The sequence below is a fragment of the Hoeflea sp. BAL378 genome (genome assembly GCF_000759435.1).
In the GTDB taxonomy this organism is placed as follows: domain Bacteria; phylum Pseudomonadota; class Alphaproteobacteria; order Rhizobiales; family Rhizobiaceae; genus Hoeflea.
In genome coordinates this window covers 30452-46093 of record NZ_JRJG01000067.1, presented here as the reverse complement: position 1 = coordinate 46093, position 15642 = coordinate 30452, and the positions used below count along the sequence as shown (strand labels likewise).

The window sequence follows — 15642 nt, the reverse complement described above, 5'->3', positions numbered from 1 at the left end:
GTACAGACATATGTCCACCTTGCGTGCCTGCCGTCCCCTGCGCTGGTCGGCAGCACCACAGATCGCAACCGTTATGCCAAGCGCGAGAAGCACCCTCCCAACCCAGTCCGCACCTCCGTTATCTTCAATTGCACGCCGAGGAACGTCCCGAGTGCCTATTCGACGATGATCTGAAACACTCTGACAATGGCCCCAAGGCCCGGAGTCGCGTTGGTCGTCCCGGCCAAACTCTGACCAGTCGCCAATCCCTGCCCCATCAGCAACGTCATGCAGACAACGCTGCAATCTGTTCATTGGCATGTTCCATCACCAGACACGGCAGACCAAGCCCTGCCGGCGGATACCAGACTGCACCTGTTGGGAGACCGAGGGTCTTTGGCAAACCTGGCGAGAGATTGCTGTAGTCGGTAAGTCTGGCCGTTACAGCCATGATCACTCTGTGAGCAGACCAACCGTCGATATGAGAGTTCAATCCGACGCTATGCCCTCCTCCGCCGTAGCCAAAGAAATCATATTTGTACGTGGCCGTTGACACATTGCCTTTCTCATCCGTTTTGCAGACGAGATAGGGTTCGAACCCCTGCATCTCTGTTTCATGGTTATGCCATCGACCGGCCATGACGATCTCCGTGAAGACCCCCAGGTCCCCTGACGTCACATCCCGGATCTCGAACTCGTGTTCCTCGATGAACGTACTCATCGGATGATCTCCCGGAACTGGAGCGTCATCGATGCTTATCGTAATGCGCTCTCGATCCACAATGATTGAAGCATCGCTGCCCGGCAACAAAAGCTTTGCCGAGTAAGTTATGTCGAAAGGAACCCCGGCCCGAATTGCAGCGTCATACGCCTGTATAAATTGCTTAGAATCCGCATTAATCAACTTCGATACTCCTTAATGTAGGCAATACATTATAATATAGAAATAATTTTCAGTCAATACGGTAATTAATTAAAAGCATTTCTGGAAATATTTTTTAATCTATATCAAATCTAAATAACTAAATTACTTGAGTGATCGCAATATATACACAGATCTATATTGGAGGATCCCCGCCTGGTCGCACGTCGGCTAATTGTGATGCCTTGAAACAGAAGTCACAAAGGTTGCGTACCCGGCATTCAGTCAAGATCCCTGTGGCTCGCACTTGCCATGGAAGGCTTGGCAAAAAGCCGACTCACTACCACGTAAAAAATTCGATTCCTGTGCAAACGCCGTTATATGAAGTAACGGGGGGAATACACAAAATGAGCAGGTACGGGGTTTGCAGGAACGGTGATGATTGAGAGCAGAACAGAAGCTTGGGGCCACCGATTTAGCCGAACGCTATTTGAGCATACGGCCCATGATTTCCCAATCCTTGGAACAGGTCTTACAAATTGATGCGATCGGCGACAGTGATGGTCATCAGGCCAGGTCCAGGTCAGCCTAGTCAGCGTCCGAGCCGCCAGCAGCCTTTTTCAGATGCCGCTTCGGGCGGAAAGGCGGCGGGCCATTGACGTATTTGTGTACAAGTCTTTCAAAAACATCCTCGCTCTCACGAGCATCGAAGCCTTGGCTCACAAGACCGTCGACGAGTTCGTTGCGTAGCCGATCCAGAACCTCGCAGCGATCCCGACGGTTGGCGTTGACGCCCGTGATCATCTGCCAGAGCAAAAGGCGGGCGATGTCGTCCCGCGACGGGCGACGCTTCTCCCGAGCCGTGTCACGAGTTTTCTTCTGTCGCACTTTCTGCTCAGCCTTTCTTTGTTTCGGGGGCATCCTGGCCATCGATCGTCCTCACTCGTCACCACATACTCGCTAACCTATCACCCGTCCATGACCACAACCTTTCTGCAAACGCCGTATCCCGAGGAATCGCGCTTTCCTGATCTTGAATCGAATATCGGGGGTTTGGAATCGCGCCATGGTAAATTGAATTGATGTGCGTTGAGTTGCCCGCACCCTGATCTGATGCAATTTCAATCAAGCCGATTTGGATCGCCTTCCGGGCATGGCGTTTCCAATCAAATGACATTCGCGGCAGCGTGCGGAGGCTTCACCTCGATCCCTTCGCCATCCCACCCGAGACAACCCCTCCCCGATCTTTGCGCCGCTTTGGCGGCCCCATAACCTCGGTTCCATCCGCTACCGCCGTTTGCACAGGAATCGGCAAATCCGCGTTTCGAATCGAGTATCCGCAATCCGGAATCGAAAGTGAGGAGTTCAGAATCACCTTCAGTGGTTGCTTGAATCGCGTTTTCGGGTTCGATGAATCGAATTTCCTGACGGCTGAATCGGCAAATCCGGGTTGGGAATCGGCATGGCGCCCGAAGGAATCGGCGTTTCAGTGCCGGACTTAGCTATCCTCGGCCGGGGTTCCATCGCCATCGATGCCCATCAATTGCCGCAGCTCCTCTCCTGACATGACACCAGTCTTGGAAAGACGGGTGGCAATCCGCAACACATTCGCCTCATGCCTTACCAGCAAATCATGGGCCAAGGTTTCTGCCGCGATCAGTCGGCCATTGACCCTTTCCGCGAGTTCGCGATCAAGCGTCAGAACGTCGAACCCGCGGAGGCTGGCGCGATAAATCAGCGGCTGATGTTCTGAGAAGCCCAGGCTGGTTTCCGCGTCGAGGGCAACAAGAGTTGCCTTGGCGAGGTCGCTTTCGTCACCACCGCCCGAGCCCGCCATGACTTCGCCGATGACAAGCTGTTCGGCCACCCGTCCCGCAAGGATGGCAGCCATAACTCTGGTCAGCCAGATCTCGGTTTGCGCGAGATGACGATATCTGTCGACCGCCACTTCGCCCATCTCCCGCAGACCGATCGTTACTGATTCGACCTTGCCAATATCGAGCAGCGTCCACGCCATTGCATGACCCGCTTCATGGACCGCCACACGCCAGCGAAGATCATCGGACATGGTCATGCGTTGAGCACCGAGCGCCTGCTCGATGTCAGTCCACGTGAGCTCACGCCTGTCCCGGCGGACCTGTTGCCGCACTTCTCGAACCAGCTTTTCGATATCGGCTCCGGTCCGTCCGATGGCCAGCCATGCGAGGGATTGAAGGGCCGTTGAGGATGAGGTGGATGGAAGGCTGTCAGACATGAGCTGGTCCTTTTTCGATGGTGCGAACTGCGGACGATGATTTCGGATGAACGGGGCTGCATGTCGGCGTGTCAACCGTCGCCCCGTTCTCGGAAGGTAGCTCGGTATGCACGGGAGCTGACGCCAGAACGGCGGCAAGATCGGAACCCAGATGGTGCGCGAGAATGCCCGCCAGCGCTTCGGCATCAGGCGACGGAATGACGACATGTTTCTCAAGCCTTCCCGAGCGAAGTAGCGCCGGGTCGATCCGGCCCGGCAGATTTGTTGCCGCAACCACGATGACCCCTTCGGTCCTCAGCGCGCCGTCGAGCAGTTCCAGCAGACGCGTGACAACCGAGGTCCAGTAATGCTCGTGACGGTCATCTCCGCCTCGTCCGCTGCCACGACTGCCGATGGCGTCGAGCTCATCAATGAAGACGATGCAGGGGGCATGTGACTTCGCATTCTCGAAGACCCCGGACATCCGCTGAAGAACATCACCGAGAAAGCCGGGCTCGAGCCAATACGCGACCGAGGTCACAATCAATGGGATTTGCGTGGAGTTGCAAAGCGCCCGCGCGAAAGTGGCCTTCCCAGTACCAGGTGGTCCCGACAACAACAACTTGGTGCTCATCTCCTCCCATCCGAGGGCGTCTTCGCGCCAGAGCGCGAGGTCTTCCTTCAGATCAAGCGCCCAGGGTCGCGCCTCTCCATAGCCGGACAGCTGCTCGACGCGCAGAGAGCGGACATGATTGGGCGTCGAGGCTGCGGCTTCACCTACCGTCGCCGCCGGGATCGTGCCCTTGCCTTTGTCGGCGGCGGCATCGGTCGACGGCTCGGCTTCGGGCAGGATCATGTCGATCGGTGTAAGCTTCGGCTTGTCCCTCGACGCCGAAAGCGGATTCGATGAGCGCGACTTGCGACCCTTCTTGTCTTCATCCGCGGTTTCATCAGCGCCCGCTGGGTCCGCGAGGCTCGCAAGCAGGTTCAGCACCGCTCCTGCCGTGCGCCCGGGCCGCACTGCAAGCGCCAGATCGTCGACGCCGAGGCGGCTGGGATCGAACACAATCCCCTTCATGAGGGCGCGGGATTCATCAACGGGAATGCTGAGACATGCATGGAGCAGCTCCGCGATCAGCTCTGCGTCGATACAAGCGCCTTGAAGCACGATGTCGGCGGCGGCGATGATTTCGGGCCTGGCAGGCGCTTGGGTCTCATCCGCGATGACAAGCGGCGCAGGCTCGCCAAGAATTGCCTTGGCCAGTTTTGTTGTCAGTGTCTGTCGGGTCAGTTCCGTGATATTTCGCCCGGACGCGATGACGATTTTTCGCTGCCTCATCTCAGGTCGAGCTTCGCCAAAACGTTCCGAGAGCGGACGGTCGCCCCTGATGTCTGTCAACTCACCATAGAAGGGACATAGCAACGCATCCTCCAGCATGAGGCCGCATTGCCTCTCGAAACCTGCGACCGGGATCTTGAGCAGGATCACTGGATGTCGCCGCATTAGAACATCGCGCAAATTACCGAGGTCCGTGATGCTTTCGCCAATAGCACGGGCGATCAGCAAAGCGACCATGACCTGAACTGGATTTGGCGGCGGCAGGGATTCGCGTAAAAGCGCGAGCACGGTTGGGGTATCCAGCTGCCTGGCATGCATGGGATTGGTGGCAGAAGTTGGCGCCTTCTTCGGCGGTGAGGGCTTCACACCAGCGTCAACGTGTTTCCGTTGGGCCTTGGACACTGACTTACTGCGAGACATTCCAATGGCCATCCGGTTGACGGGTTCGCTGCCATTATGATCGAAACAATCATGCGGAGTCGTCGGTACGAGCTTCAGCGCCCTGCCAACCAGACGACGGGCACGGTCTCTGTCGCCGGCAAGACCAAATGCCGCGGAGCCGGACACTTGCCATGCGATGCCCGACTTCTTTTCACCGAAGGGAAAGCTGATATCGAGCAGTCCCACGTCCGATGCACGCTGGTAGAGGTCAAGCACGGCACGCCTGCGGATGCGCCGCAAAAGATGGCTGGAGATGCGTTCAGCGACCATATTCATGACGCATCTCCCCAACTGCCACTTGTCCAGCCGGTGGCCGCGACTTCCAGCTCTTTCGGAAGATGCTTGCGATTTCCCTGGAGCCAATCGCGGACAACAATGCAGGTCGGGTCGCCCTGGTCACACAGATCAAGAAGCCATCCGCGCGGAATAGACAGCACGCTTTCAAGCCTGACGCCGCGGCGTTTCGCGGAGCGAATGGCAATGCGAACCACGGCGGCTACATGGCGGGCCTGCTCCTCGGGTGTACGTGGCGGCAGTCCTGAAGAACAGGCTTCCGCCTGCCCCTGGGAAACACCTTGGCTTGCAGAAGGCGCCGGCGCGGCGGAACGCACCGTCGGATGGTCTTGGACCCGACTGCGAAGTGCCTTTGCTCGAATTGGTTTATGGTCTGTGGGGAAAGCGATGATGGTGGCCGTGTTGGTCGTCATGGCACGTGTCTCCCTTGGCCGAGCCCTTGGCTCGACATTCTTGGGTTTCGAATTGGATGGAATGCGGTGCTGCGGGCGGCTGAGAGCCGCTAGTGTGGGCCGGCAGACGGGACCTGCGCAAAGCCAACGATGACAGGAGGTCGCCCGTTGCGCAGAGGTGCATCGCCCTCTTCGGCATCGGTCAGATGTTCTGCCGGATCATCTACATCGGTCCCTTCGTCAGCATGTTCCTGAAGAACAATCTCCGAAGAGAAACCTCCAGTTACCGTTACTGCTACCGGACCCCGGGCGGCCCGCCAGTTTGCATCAATTCTCACGCGGAACATCTTGCGCAGCGCCAGCAAGGCTTCGCCGGCGCCGTTCACTTCGAGCAGATGGTCCAGGTGCGACAACGGCCAGATGCCGCCCTTGATATCCGTGCGGGTCCCTTCGGCGTTGAGAATGACAACGCGGACCTCCTTCACCGTGAGCCTGCGATGTTCCTTGTAGACGTGGTCGGGCACGACGAGAGCAGACGCCCACATGCGTGTCTTGAGCTCAGTGATGCGGGCCGCTTCGTAGGAGGTGAGGCTCCGTTTGACGTCGACCATGTGCGCGATCCCCGTCACTCGGTTGATGATCAGATGATCGGGGGTGTATGATTTGCGCCCCCCGGTATCGGCATCGAGCGTGAGGCCACGGTACAAACCGGGCTCATTGTTCTCGACCAGTTGGATTGCCGCCGGCGTCAGGGCCAAGCGGATATTTTCGGTGAGAACCACAAGGTCGGGATTGCAGGTAGCCAGCAGGTCGATGCCGCGCTCGAGCAGACGGCCCTCGTGAACTGGAACGGAGCGCAGGACCGAAGCGGCCTCCTCCAGACTGCCTTCGAAGGAATTTCGCATCGCCTCGACGGACAAGGCGGTGGCCGCGATCTCGGTGACGAGGGCCTCAAGCTGCGGCTCAAGCAGCTTGAGGTCGGCGGAATGCTGGTAGCGGGTAGTCGGAGCAGTCGCGGCGGGAAGAGTGGTCATGGGTAGTCTCCTGGAAAATTGAAAAGGATGCGGGGCATCACACTGGCGAGGACGCGGCTGCGCTTACGCGGAAATTATTTCCGCGTCGGACGGATCGGCGAGATCGATCAGAGTGACAGAGGCCTGGATGGCCGACGGGTTCGGTCAGTCAGCGCGAGGCCGACACGAAACCAGACGGTCGCGGTGTCCCAAATGGGTCACCGATGGCGATCCAGGGAAATTGAGGCGTCGGTGCCGCAGCATTTTCAACAGGAGAACTTGGAGAGAGTGCTTCCACCAAGCGGTGGATATCGTTAAGGGTCAACATAGCCCTGTCCTTTCCTAAGAAGGTTGTGGGTTAGGCCTCCATTGGTGTTCGTAGCACCGGTGGGGGCCGTTAAGTGACTGCAGAAATTGAACTTCCGCCGACCATCCAGACATAGTCCGGGTATTTGTCTCCGGCAAGGCAAAAAGAACACTTCCGGAACAAGAGCCCAGGCATGGTTAACATGTGACGCGGGCTGTTGAAGCGTCCGGGCAAAAGAAAAGCCCGCCGAAGCGGGCCATGTTGGCGAATAGCAGAGCGATTCTTCAGGTGACTGCCGCAAGCACCCACTCATCAGGAACGGTGATCCTGATCCTATATTTGTCTTCGCCGCTCAGGTCTTTCGACCACCAGAGTATGCCTTGCACCACCGGTTCTTCCGCATACCCCAATCGCCTGTTCTCCGCCAAGACAAGTCGTCTGGTCTCGCGCAGTAGCGTGGCCTTGTCCTTTGCTACATCGTGACCGTCGAGCACCAGGGGATACCTGGGGCCGCCCAAAGTCGGGTCCCAGGCATCCATCTCGCCAGTGTACAACGCAGAGCCGGCCCAGTCCGGGTTGACCATGCGGCGGAGGTAGATGACGAGAGTGCCCGGCGCGTCACCGAAAAAATCGACCCAACGTCCCACCAGCGCAAGCGTGTCTTCCGTGCTAGTCGCGAGCGATTCATAGAAACTCTGAAGCACCTCGCGGCGCTGATCCACAAAGTGGCACAGCGGGTGATCATCAGACGCCATCTCGCAATCGATCCAGCATTGGATGCATGTGCCCCAAATCGACAGCGATACATCCTCACCCGACAGAATGAAGCGACCGTAAAGGGAAAGTCGGCCATTGCTGAGCTGACGCACCAAATCGGCTTCGCTCGTCCTCCCCGGCATGCGGTGGACGGCCTCGAAAATCTTGGTGCACACCGCCTCCACATCCTCCTCCGTCTTGTCAGACGCTGGTGTCGCAATTTCGTCGTCTGAAGCAGAGATTACCTCAAGCATGGAGATCTCCTCCGATGTCAGCGACAGGCCCAAGGCCGATGGGCAGCGGGAGGACATACTCTTCGGCGATGTCCATGTCTTCAGAGTTATCCAAAAGCGGCCGCACTTCTTCTTTGGAGGCCCCAGGAGAGGTCAGTGGCTCGCCATGCACGACGAAGCGAAGCATCGGCAGCACCTCGTCCCTGACCCATGGACCGAATTCCGTGGAGCCGGGCCAATCCGGTTCCATGCCGAGCCGGTGCAAAAGTTTTTGCGCCTGCCCCCAACCAGTTGACTTGTCGAGTTCAACCGGCCGCCACGTCCTGCGCTCATCAAAAGCATACGGCGTGAGCGGGGCGATGATGGCGTTGAGAAGCTCGCACGCATGCCGACAATCAAGCTCGATCATCGCTGCCAAGCTATTCTTGACAACGCGTTTGCCTTCGGCAAGCGGCTTCACCGCATCCTCGACTTCGGCGAGAACGGATTTGGTGAGACGCTGGAATTCGGCCGTGTCCGTCGCCATCTTCACGTCGGACGCTTTGCGCAAGCCTGCAAGGCCGCCAAGGTCCAGGAACTCGACGGACTTCACCTTCTGCTTCGGAGCAATGCCGAGAGCAACCTTGACCGCCTTGGCAGTCAGGCGCTCACCGGCCTCGATCCTGTCAATCACTGCGCCGACCATGTGGGGCTCGCCTTTGGCAAGTTCAAACATGACCGTCGGCAAGACAGCGGAAGCCTCCAAGCGTTCGCGGTAGTCCTGCAGCCGTTCATAGATGGAAGCATAGTTCCAGGCGGACCGGACCGTATAATCCGAAAATCCCTTCAGCCATTTGCCGAAGCGTTTTTCGGGAACGATAGCCTTTGCTTCAAAGAAGCAACGGCCCAATTCGTGAGCCTGCGCCGTTGAACGGCGATTGAGTGCAACGATTGTGGATTCCGTCGCTTCAAGCAGCTTTACCATTTCTGGCGTCAGCGCTGGCTCAGCCGTGGCAACCGTTTTGATGGACGCAGAGGCGGCCAGCCTGGACACGGCCTTCTTGATGCCCGATGGCCTGTCTGATCTCTTGTACATGTAACCTCCTGTTGTGGTTTCGACGAAATGCCGATACATCAATGATCTGCCAAAATCCTCTCCGAGTCAAATCGTCCGGATTGTTAACATATTGATTTATTAATTTTTTTCATGATCTTATCGTTGAATATTAGTCAAAAGCGTCTTCCGCGAATGGGTAATTGCGACATAATGACGCATACTTATATCAACAAGTACAAATGCTCTCTTAAAGTGTGTTTTAAACTTTCGTTACTGTCTTTCAGAATGCGATGTATCTTTGTCGAAAACCCTCACCACATAGATCCGTTGGCCGCCGCACTTTAGGCGCGAGGATCGCCAGATGCTCTGCCGATTGCAGCCTCCAATATTGAGCAAATGCCTTTGGACATGAATGTGCCTCGTGCCACCAAGGTGAGTTGATGGCGGCATCATCCGACAGCTCACCGCGTCGCACTGCCCTCAGCCAGTACCGTCGGCCTATCGGCAGTTGCCTGCCCTGCCCGGTCACAACAGCACCCCGGTAGACTGCGAGCGAGATGCGGAAGCAATTTCCGCATCGGCTGTTCGGGACCGGCAGTCGGAAGACATCCGCATTTGGCTGTCCTTCCCCAATCATGTGTGTCGTAAGGCGGCGACACATGACGACAAGCGCCATTCATTGACCGGCGTTTTCGCCTGGCTGGACGTATGGTCCAAATTGTTATTTGATAAAAACTTCAAGTTGGCAAAATTGGATTGTGCAATCTATGGATATCGGAGCTCATGAAGACCATCCCATGGATGACGTCGAAGCCGCTCCGTCCGTTGCGATCATTCCCGACATCGTCAGCGCCATCAATTATGCTTCTTGGCAAAATGCTGTCCCCATTCTGAGATCAGTTGAAATCAACAACGGCACGGCGACGACGCTCAGCAATCTGCGGCTCGAACTCAGCGTCACGCCTGCGTTCTGCCGGTCGAAACATTGGACCATCGATCGCATGGCGCCCGGCGACAGTTTGAGGATTTCGGACCGGGCGATAGAACTCGATCCGGAGTTCCTTGCCGGCCTGAATGAAGCGGAACGGGGACAGGTCCGGTTCGTGCTGTTTTCGGGAGATCAACCGATCTCCGAGCATGTAGAGGACATCCGTTTGCTGGCGAGGGACGAATGGGGCGGGTTCGGCGCCATGGCGCCTCTGCTTGCCGCCTTCGTCATGCCCAATGATCCCGGCATTGCCAAGATCATCAAGGATGCCGGAAACGTGCTTGCACAGCACGGGCATTCCTCGGCGCTCGATGGCTACCAGTCGCAGGATCCGCGGCGAGCCTACATGCTGGGCGCAGCCATCTGGTCAGCGATTGCGGCGCGCAGGCTGACCTATGCCGAGCCGCCACGCAGTTTCGAGAAGTATGGGCAGAAGGTCAGGCGGCCGACGACCATTATCGATGATGGCTTGGCGACCTGCCTCGACACAAGCCTGTTGTTTGCCGCAGCGTTGGAGGCCGTGGGGCTCAACCCAATGGTTCTGCTGCTGGACGATCATGCGCTCACTGGTTTCTGGCTCACGCGGAAGACATTTCCCAATCTGATCGAGACCGATCCGGGCGAGGTGCGCAAGGCCTTGGCCGGCCGTGAAATCGTCACCTTCGAAACGACGGCCATCACCCATGCGCCTGCATCCACATTCGAGGATGCGATCCGCATCGCCCGCGGCCGGATGTCGGAGCAGGAGGAGGACCGTTTTGTCGCCTCGATCGACATCGCGCGCGCCCGCCAGGCGCAGATCAGACCGATGGCGTCGCATCACCGCGCAGTTGACGACAAGGCCGATAGCGGGGAAGAGGCAGCACCCCTACCGCTGCCATCACTTCCCGACTTTACCGCGATGCCGACCGACAGCGCCGAGGAGAAGCCGACCACGGCATCCGGTCGGATCGACCGCTGGCAGCGCAAGCTTCTTGATCTTTCGCTTCGGAATCGGCTTCTGAACTTCAGGGACAGCAAACAGGTGATCCCGTTTGTCTGCCCCGACATTTCCTTCCTGGAAGACCGGCTGGCCGATCAAGCGCGGGTCCGCATCATATCGTTGCCGCAGCAGAACCCGATCGGCGATCGCGATGAAAAGTTGCACTTCCAGGCAACCGGGAAGGATCTGAACACCGAGTTCGCCTTGGCGGCGCTGCAGCGGGACGAGCTGTCGTCGCCGCTCGCAGTCAAGGACCTGGATGCCCGGCTTATCGAACTCTACCGGCGCGCTCAGAACGATCTGTCCGAAGGCGGTTCCAACACGCTCTTTCTAGCGGTTGGCTTCCTGCGCTGGAAACGATCGGCCGATGACGTAAAATCCTATCGCGCACCGCTGTTGCTGGTGCCGGTGAAGCTGGAACGCAAGAGCGCCTCATCTCGGTTTTACATTCTTCACCACGAGGATGAGGTCCGCTTCAACTCCACACTGCTGGAGTTGCTCAAGAAGGATTTCGACCTGTCGCTGCCGCAGTTTGAAGCGCCGCTGCCAACCGATGACAGCGGCACAGACGTTCCGCTGGTTCTCGAAATGGTCCGCCGCGCGGTGCGCGAGGTTCCAGGATTCGAAGTGGTCAATGAATCGGCATTGTCGACCTTCTCCTTCGCGAAATACCTGATGTGGAAAGATCTGGTCGACAGGACGGACCAGCTTCGCCAGAGCAGGGTTGTGCGCCACCTGATCGATAACCCCGAGACCGCCTTCGAGCCTGGCGTCGCGACGACCTTCCCGGGTGAACGCGACATCGATGTCAGATATGAACCGAAGCATCTGGTCATGCCGCTCGCAGCGGACTCGTCGCAACTCGCCGCGACCATGGCAGCCGCGGAAGGACATGATTTTGTCCTGATCGGCCCGCCCGGCACCGGCAAGAGCCAGACCATCGCCAACATGATCGCCCAGTGCCTGTCGGAGAAGAAGAGCGTCTTGTTCGTTGCCGAGAAAACCGCTGCTCTTGGCGTGGTGCATCGGCGGCTGCAACAGCACGGACTGGGCGCCTTTTGCCTGGAGATCCACTCCAATAAGGCCGAGCGGAAGAAGTTCGTCGCGCAATTGAAGGAGTCCTGGGAGGCGAGCACATCCGGCTCCGGCGAACAGTGGATCAGGATCAACGATCGTCTGCGGGTGCGCCGGGATGAGCTGAACGGCTACGTCCAATCCTTGCACAGACAGGCGCCGAACGGCTGGTCCATCTTCAGGGCCATGGGGGTCTTCGTCCGGGGCATGGATGCCTATGCACCCGATCTGGAATGGCCTGCACCCAGCCAGCACGATGAACGGAGTTACAAGAGGCTGGCCGAGCTCGTGGCCGAACTGGCGTTGGTCTTCCGCTCAGTCACCCCGGTCAAATCGTTGCGCTTTGTTGACGTGACAGAGTGGTCAGCGAGCTGGGAGAAGAGCTTCCTGGCCCAATCCGAACGTCTGTCCGGCTCGGTTGCCAACTTGCAGAGGAAACTCCAAACCTTCACGAATGCGCTCGGAATGGATGGGAGATCGGATTGCTCAGTGGGCGAACTGAATGAACTGGCCGTGATGGCAACGTCACTGCAAGCAGCCGCCGGGAAGAACTTCAGGGTCATCTTCGATCGCAATTTCGCCGAACTCAGAAACTCCATCGCGGAAGTCGAGAACGCCATCAGTCAGTTCAAGGCCGCCGGCTCGAAACTGGGCGCGGATTATGCGCACGAGGATCTGGTCCGGATACCTGTCGACCAGCTGGACATCGACTGGAGGCAAGCCGGCGCAAGCGCTTGGCCGAAATCCCTGTTGGGCAAAAGACGGGTCCGCAAACTGCTCCAATCCTATGTGAGATCCGGGAATGCGGATCCGGAGCGCGACTTGCCCCACTTGCGGATCATGAAGGCGAGCGCTGAAGCAGTCGGGGCCAGTTCGCTGGGCGCGCACGCGCCCGGCTGGCGCGGGGTCGAGTCCGATACGGCTGCGATCTCGACCTACTTCGATGAGGCCGCGGCACTCAGATCAGCACTGATGCGGCTTGGGCAGGCGGCCGGTTCCGTCAAGTCGGTGGCGCAAGCGGTGGCGCCTTGCCTGATGGGCGCCGATGCCGATCATCCGCTGCTGCCAAGGGCAGTTGCCTTCCTCGAGGCACGGCAGGCGTTCACCCTTGAATTGAAGGCCTATCGGGAGCTGGCCGGAACGATTCCGGTTGCGGCGGGCGCCAAGTCCATGCTGGCCGATATTATGACAACCATGGCTGACATTCGGGCCAATCAGACTGCTCTTCAGACATGGACTTCGTGGTGCGATGTCCGCAAGAAGGCGATTGCGCATGGTCTCCAACCCTTCATCACTGCTCTCGAGCAGAAGAGCTTGGAACCCGACGAGGCGGGACCATCCTTCGAACTCGCCTATGCGCGTTGGTGGTTGCCAGGCGCAATCGATGCCGATCCGGTCATCCGCCAGTTCAAGCGTTTCCAGCACGAGGATGCACTCGCCGATTTCAAGAGGCTGGATGAACTGGCGCAGCAAGGCGCACCATCCGAGATCCAGCGAAAGCTGGCGCGGAATCTGCCCGCCCCGAACGAGGTGCCACGACGTTCGGAACTCGGACTGCTGCGCCATCAGATGGAACTGCAAAGGCCGAGCAAATCCATTCGCGACATGATTGCCGGCATACCCCAGACTTTCGGCACGCTCGCGCCCTGTCTTCTGATGTCGCCGCTTTCGGTTGCCCAGTATCTGCCGGCGGATCAGGCGCTTTTCGATGTGGTGATCTTCGACGAGGCCTCGCAGATCACCACCTGGGACGCCGTGGGGGCCTTGGCGCGGGGCAGGCAGGCTGTGATCGTTGGCGACCCGCGGCAATTGCCGCCCACCAATTTCTTCGGCAAGGCGGACAATGACGACGCCGACCCCGAGATCCAGGAGCATGACAAGGATCTGGAGAGCATCCTGGATGAGGCCAAGGTGTCGGGAATTCCGGTTCTTGAACTCAATTGGCACTACCGCAGCCGGCATGAATCCCTGATCGCGTTCTCCAATTGGCATTATTACCACAACCGACTCATCACCTTCCCGTCGCCGGTGACCGAGGACCGGGCGGTGTCGCTCCGCTACCTCTCCGAGGGGATCTATGATCGCGGCAAGAGCCGCACCAACAAGGCCGAAGCCATGGCCATCGCCAGCGACGCAGCGTCCCGTATGCGGACATGGCTGAAACTGCCGGAATCGGAACGGCCAACGCTTGGCGTGATCACCTTCAACAGCCAGCAGCAGTCGCTGATCGAGGATCTGCTCGATCAAAAGCGCAGGGAGTTTCCCGAACTTGAATGGTTCTTCGCCCGCGACCGGGTCGAGCCGACAGTGGTCAAGAACCTGGAAAACGTGCAAGGCGACGAGCGCGATGTCATGCTGTTCTCGATCACCTTCGGTCCAGATCAAGCCGGCAAGCTGACAATGGCCTTTGGCGCACTCAACGGCGACGGCGGCGAGCGGAGGCTGAATGTGGCAGTCACCCGGGCGCGCCAGGAACTGATGGTCTATTCCTCCATCATGTCGGACAAGATCGACACCGGGCGCACCCGCGCCGAAGGTGTCAAGCACCTCAAGACCTTTCTCGACTATGCCGAGCGCGGCGCGATTGCCCTGCCGGCTGTTGACCAAGGTTCGGTCGGCTCGTTCGACTCCCCGTTCGAACAGGCAGTGTCGGCAGCGCTTTGCGCCAAGGGGTGGACGATTGTTCCGCAAATCGGCGTGTCGGGATTCCGCATTGATCTCGGCGTGGTTCATCCCCACAAGCCGGGCACGTTTCTGGCCGGCATCGAATGCGACGGCGCCACCTATCACCGCTCGGCGACCGCGCGCGACCGGGACAAGATCAGGGAGGAGGTGCTCAGGGGGCTCGGCTGGGAGATCCTGCGCATCTGGTCGCCGGACTGGTGGCATGACAACGCGGGCGCCACCGAGCGTCTGCACATGGCGCTCGAAGCCCTGGTTGTGGCGAGCCAGGCGAAGGACGCGGAACGGGATGCGCAACAAGAGATCGAAAGCCGGTCCGCCGAATCAGACGCAGATGATGAAATGTCCCAGGAGAGCTACGACATGACAGAGACCGAGGGCGTAACACCTGACGACGACTCGGATGCGCCATCCTCGGCCGACCCTGCCACGCAACCCGAGGCGGGTAGCCCTTCCTTCCAGAAGGTCATTCGCTCAGACGCCGAAGCCGTCGAGCGATTTAGCAAGACCGATCTCTCGGAATTCAGAGCCGATCCAGACGCCTTTTACGAATTCAGTTACCGTTCCACCATCGACGGCATGGTCGCCAGGATCGTCGACACCGAAGCCCCGGTGCGCGACGATGTGGTGGCGCAACGCATCGCCCGGGCGCATGGCTGGCTGCGGACCGGCAGCCGCATCCGCGACAAGATCGAACGACACTTGCGCCCCTTTGATTTCACCCAGGACAGCGCCGGCCGCTTCCTCTGGCCCAAGGGCGGGATCGTGGAGACCGTCGAATATCGGCCGCCCGCCACCGAGGATGACCGTCGGCCGGTGACTGACATCGCGCTGCAGGAGCTTGTCGGTTTGGTGCGGATCCATCCCCAGGCGCTGGAGGAACCGGACCCGGCGCTGGTGCTGTCGCGGCTGATGGGCTTCGAGCGGCTGGCCGCCAGCAGCCGCGCGCGGATCGACGAGGCGATGGCATTGTTTACGCAAGCCAATGGGAGGGCTGAGATGTGAAGTGAAATCGGCCAGTTTATGTCGGT

At 58.8% G+C, this 15642-nt stretch carries 9 protein-coding genes; 1 reads left to right on the top strand and 8 read right to left on the bottom strand.

Annotation, left to right across the window (positions count from 1 at the left end):
- Positions 1-265 precede the first annotated feature (265 nt).
- The 8 genes from LL06_RS15230 to LL06_RS15195 form a co-directional block, all read right to left on the bottom strand.
- Positions 266-883: a hypothetical protein gene (locus LL06_RS15230; protein ID WP_035528571.1), complete on the bottom strand. Its 618-nt coding sequence runs from the start codon at positions 881-883 to the stop codon at positions 266-268.
- A 546-nt stretch (positions 884-1429) separates the two neighbouring features.
- Entirely contained in the window at positions 1430-1771 is a 342-nt protein-coding gene (locus LL06_RS15225) for a hypothetical protein (RefSeq protein WP_052161609.1), read from the bottom strand.
- A gap of 568 nt (positions 1772-2339) precedes the next feature.
- Complete coding sequence (locus LL06_RS15220) at positions 2340-3095, bottom strand: hypothetical protein (RefSeq protein WP_052161608.1); 756 nt, start codon at positions 3093-3095, stop codon at positions 2340-2342.
- Positions 3088-5130 carry an ATP-binding protein gene (locus tag LL06_RS26440; protein ID WP_052161607.1) on the bottom strand — a complete coding sequence of 681 codons (2043 nt, stop codon included), beginning with the start codon at positions 5128-5130 and terminating at the stop codon, positions 3088-3090. Before LL06_RS26440 ends, LL06_RS15220 begins: the two co-directional genes overlap by 8 nt.
- Entirely contained in the window at positions 5127-5561 is a 435-nt protein-coding gene (locus tag LL06_RS27325; protein ID WP_152599633.1) for a hypothetical protein, read from the bottom strand. The genes LL06_RS26440 and LL06_RS27325 overlap by 4 nt, the downstream gene beginning before the upstream one ends.
- 89 nt (positions 5562-5650) lie before the next feature.
- Positions 5651-6574: a hypothetical protein gene (locus LL06_RS26435; RefSeq protein WP_052161606.1), complete on the bottom strand. Its 924-nt coding sequence runs from the start codon at positions 6572-6574 to the stop codon at positions 5651-5653.
- Positions 6575-7144: 570 nt separating this feature from the next.
- Positions 7145-7870, bottom strand: a complete 726-nt coding sequence (locus LL06_RS15200; protein ID WP_035528566.1) for a hypothetical protein — start codon at positions 7868-7870, stop codon at positions 7145-7147.
- On the bottom strand, positions 7863-8924 hold the full coding sequence (locus LL06_RS15195; RefSeq protein WP_035528564.1) for a hypothetical protein: 1062 nt from the start codon (positions 8922-8924) through the stop codon (positions 7863-7865). Before LL06_RS15195 ends, LL06_RS15200 begins: the two co-directional genes overlap by 8 nt.
- A 758-nt stretch (positions 8925-9682) precedes the next feature.
- Here LL06_RS15195 and LL06_RS15190 point away from each other — a divergent pair.
- Positions 9683-15616 carry a DUF3320 domain-containing protein gene (locus LL06_RS15190; RefSeq protein ID WP_244447149.1) on the top strand — a complete coding sequence of 1978 codons (5934 nt, stop codon included), beginning with the start codon at positions 9683-9685 and terminating at the stop codon, positions 15614-15616.
- Positions 15617-15642 lie beyond the last annotated feature (26 nt).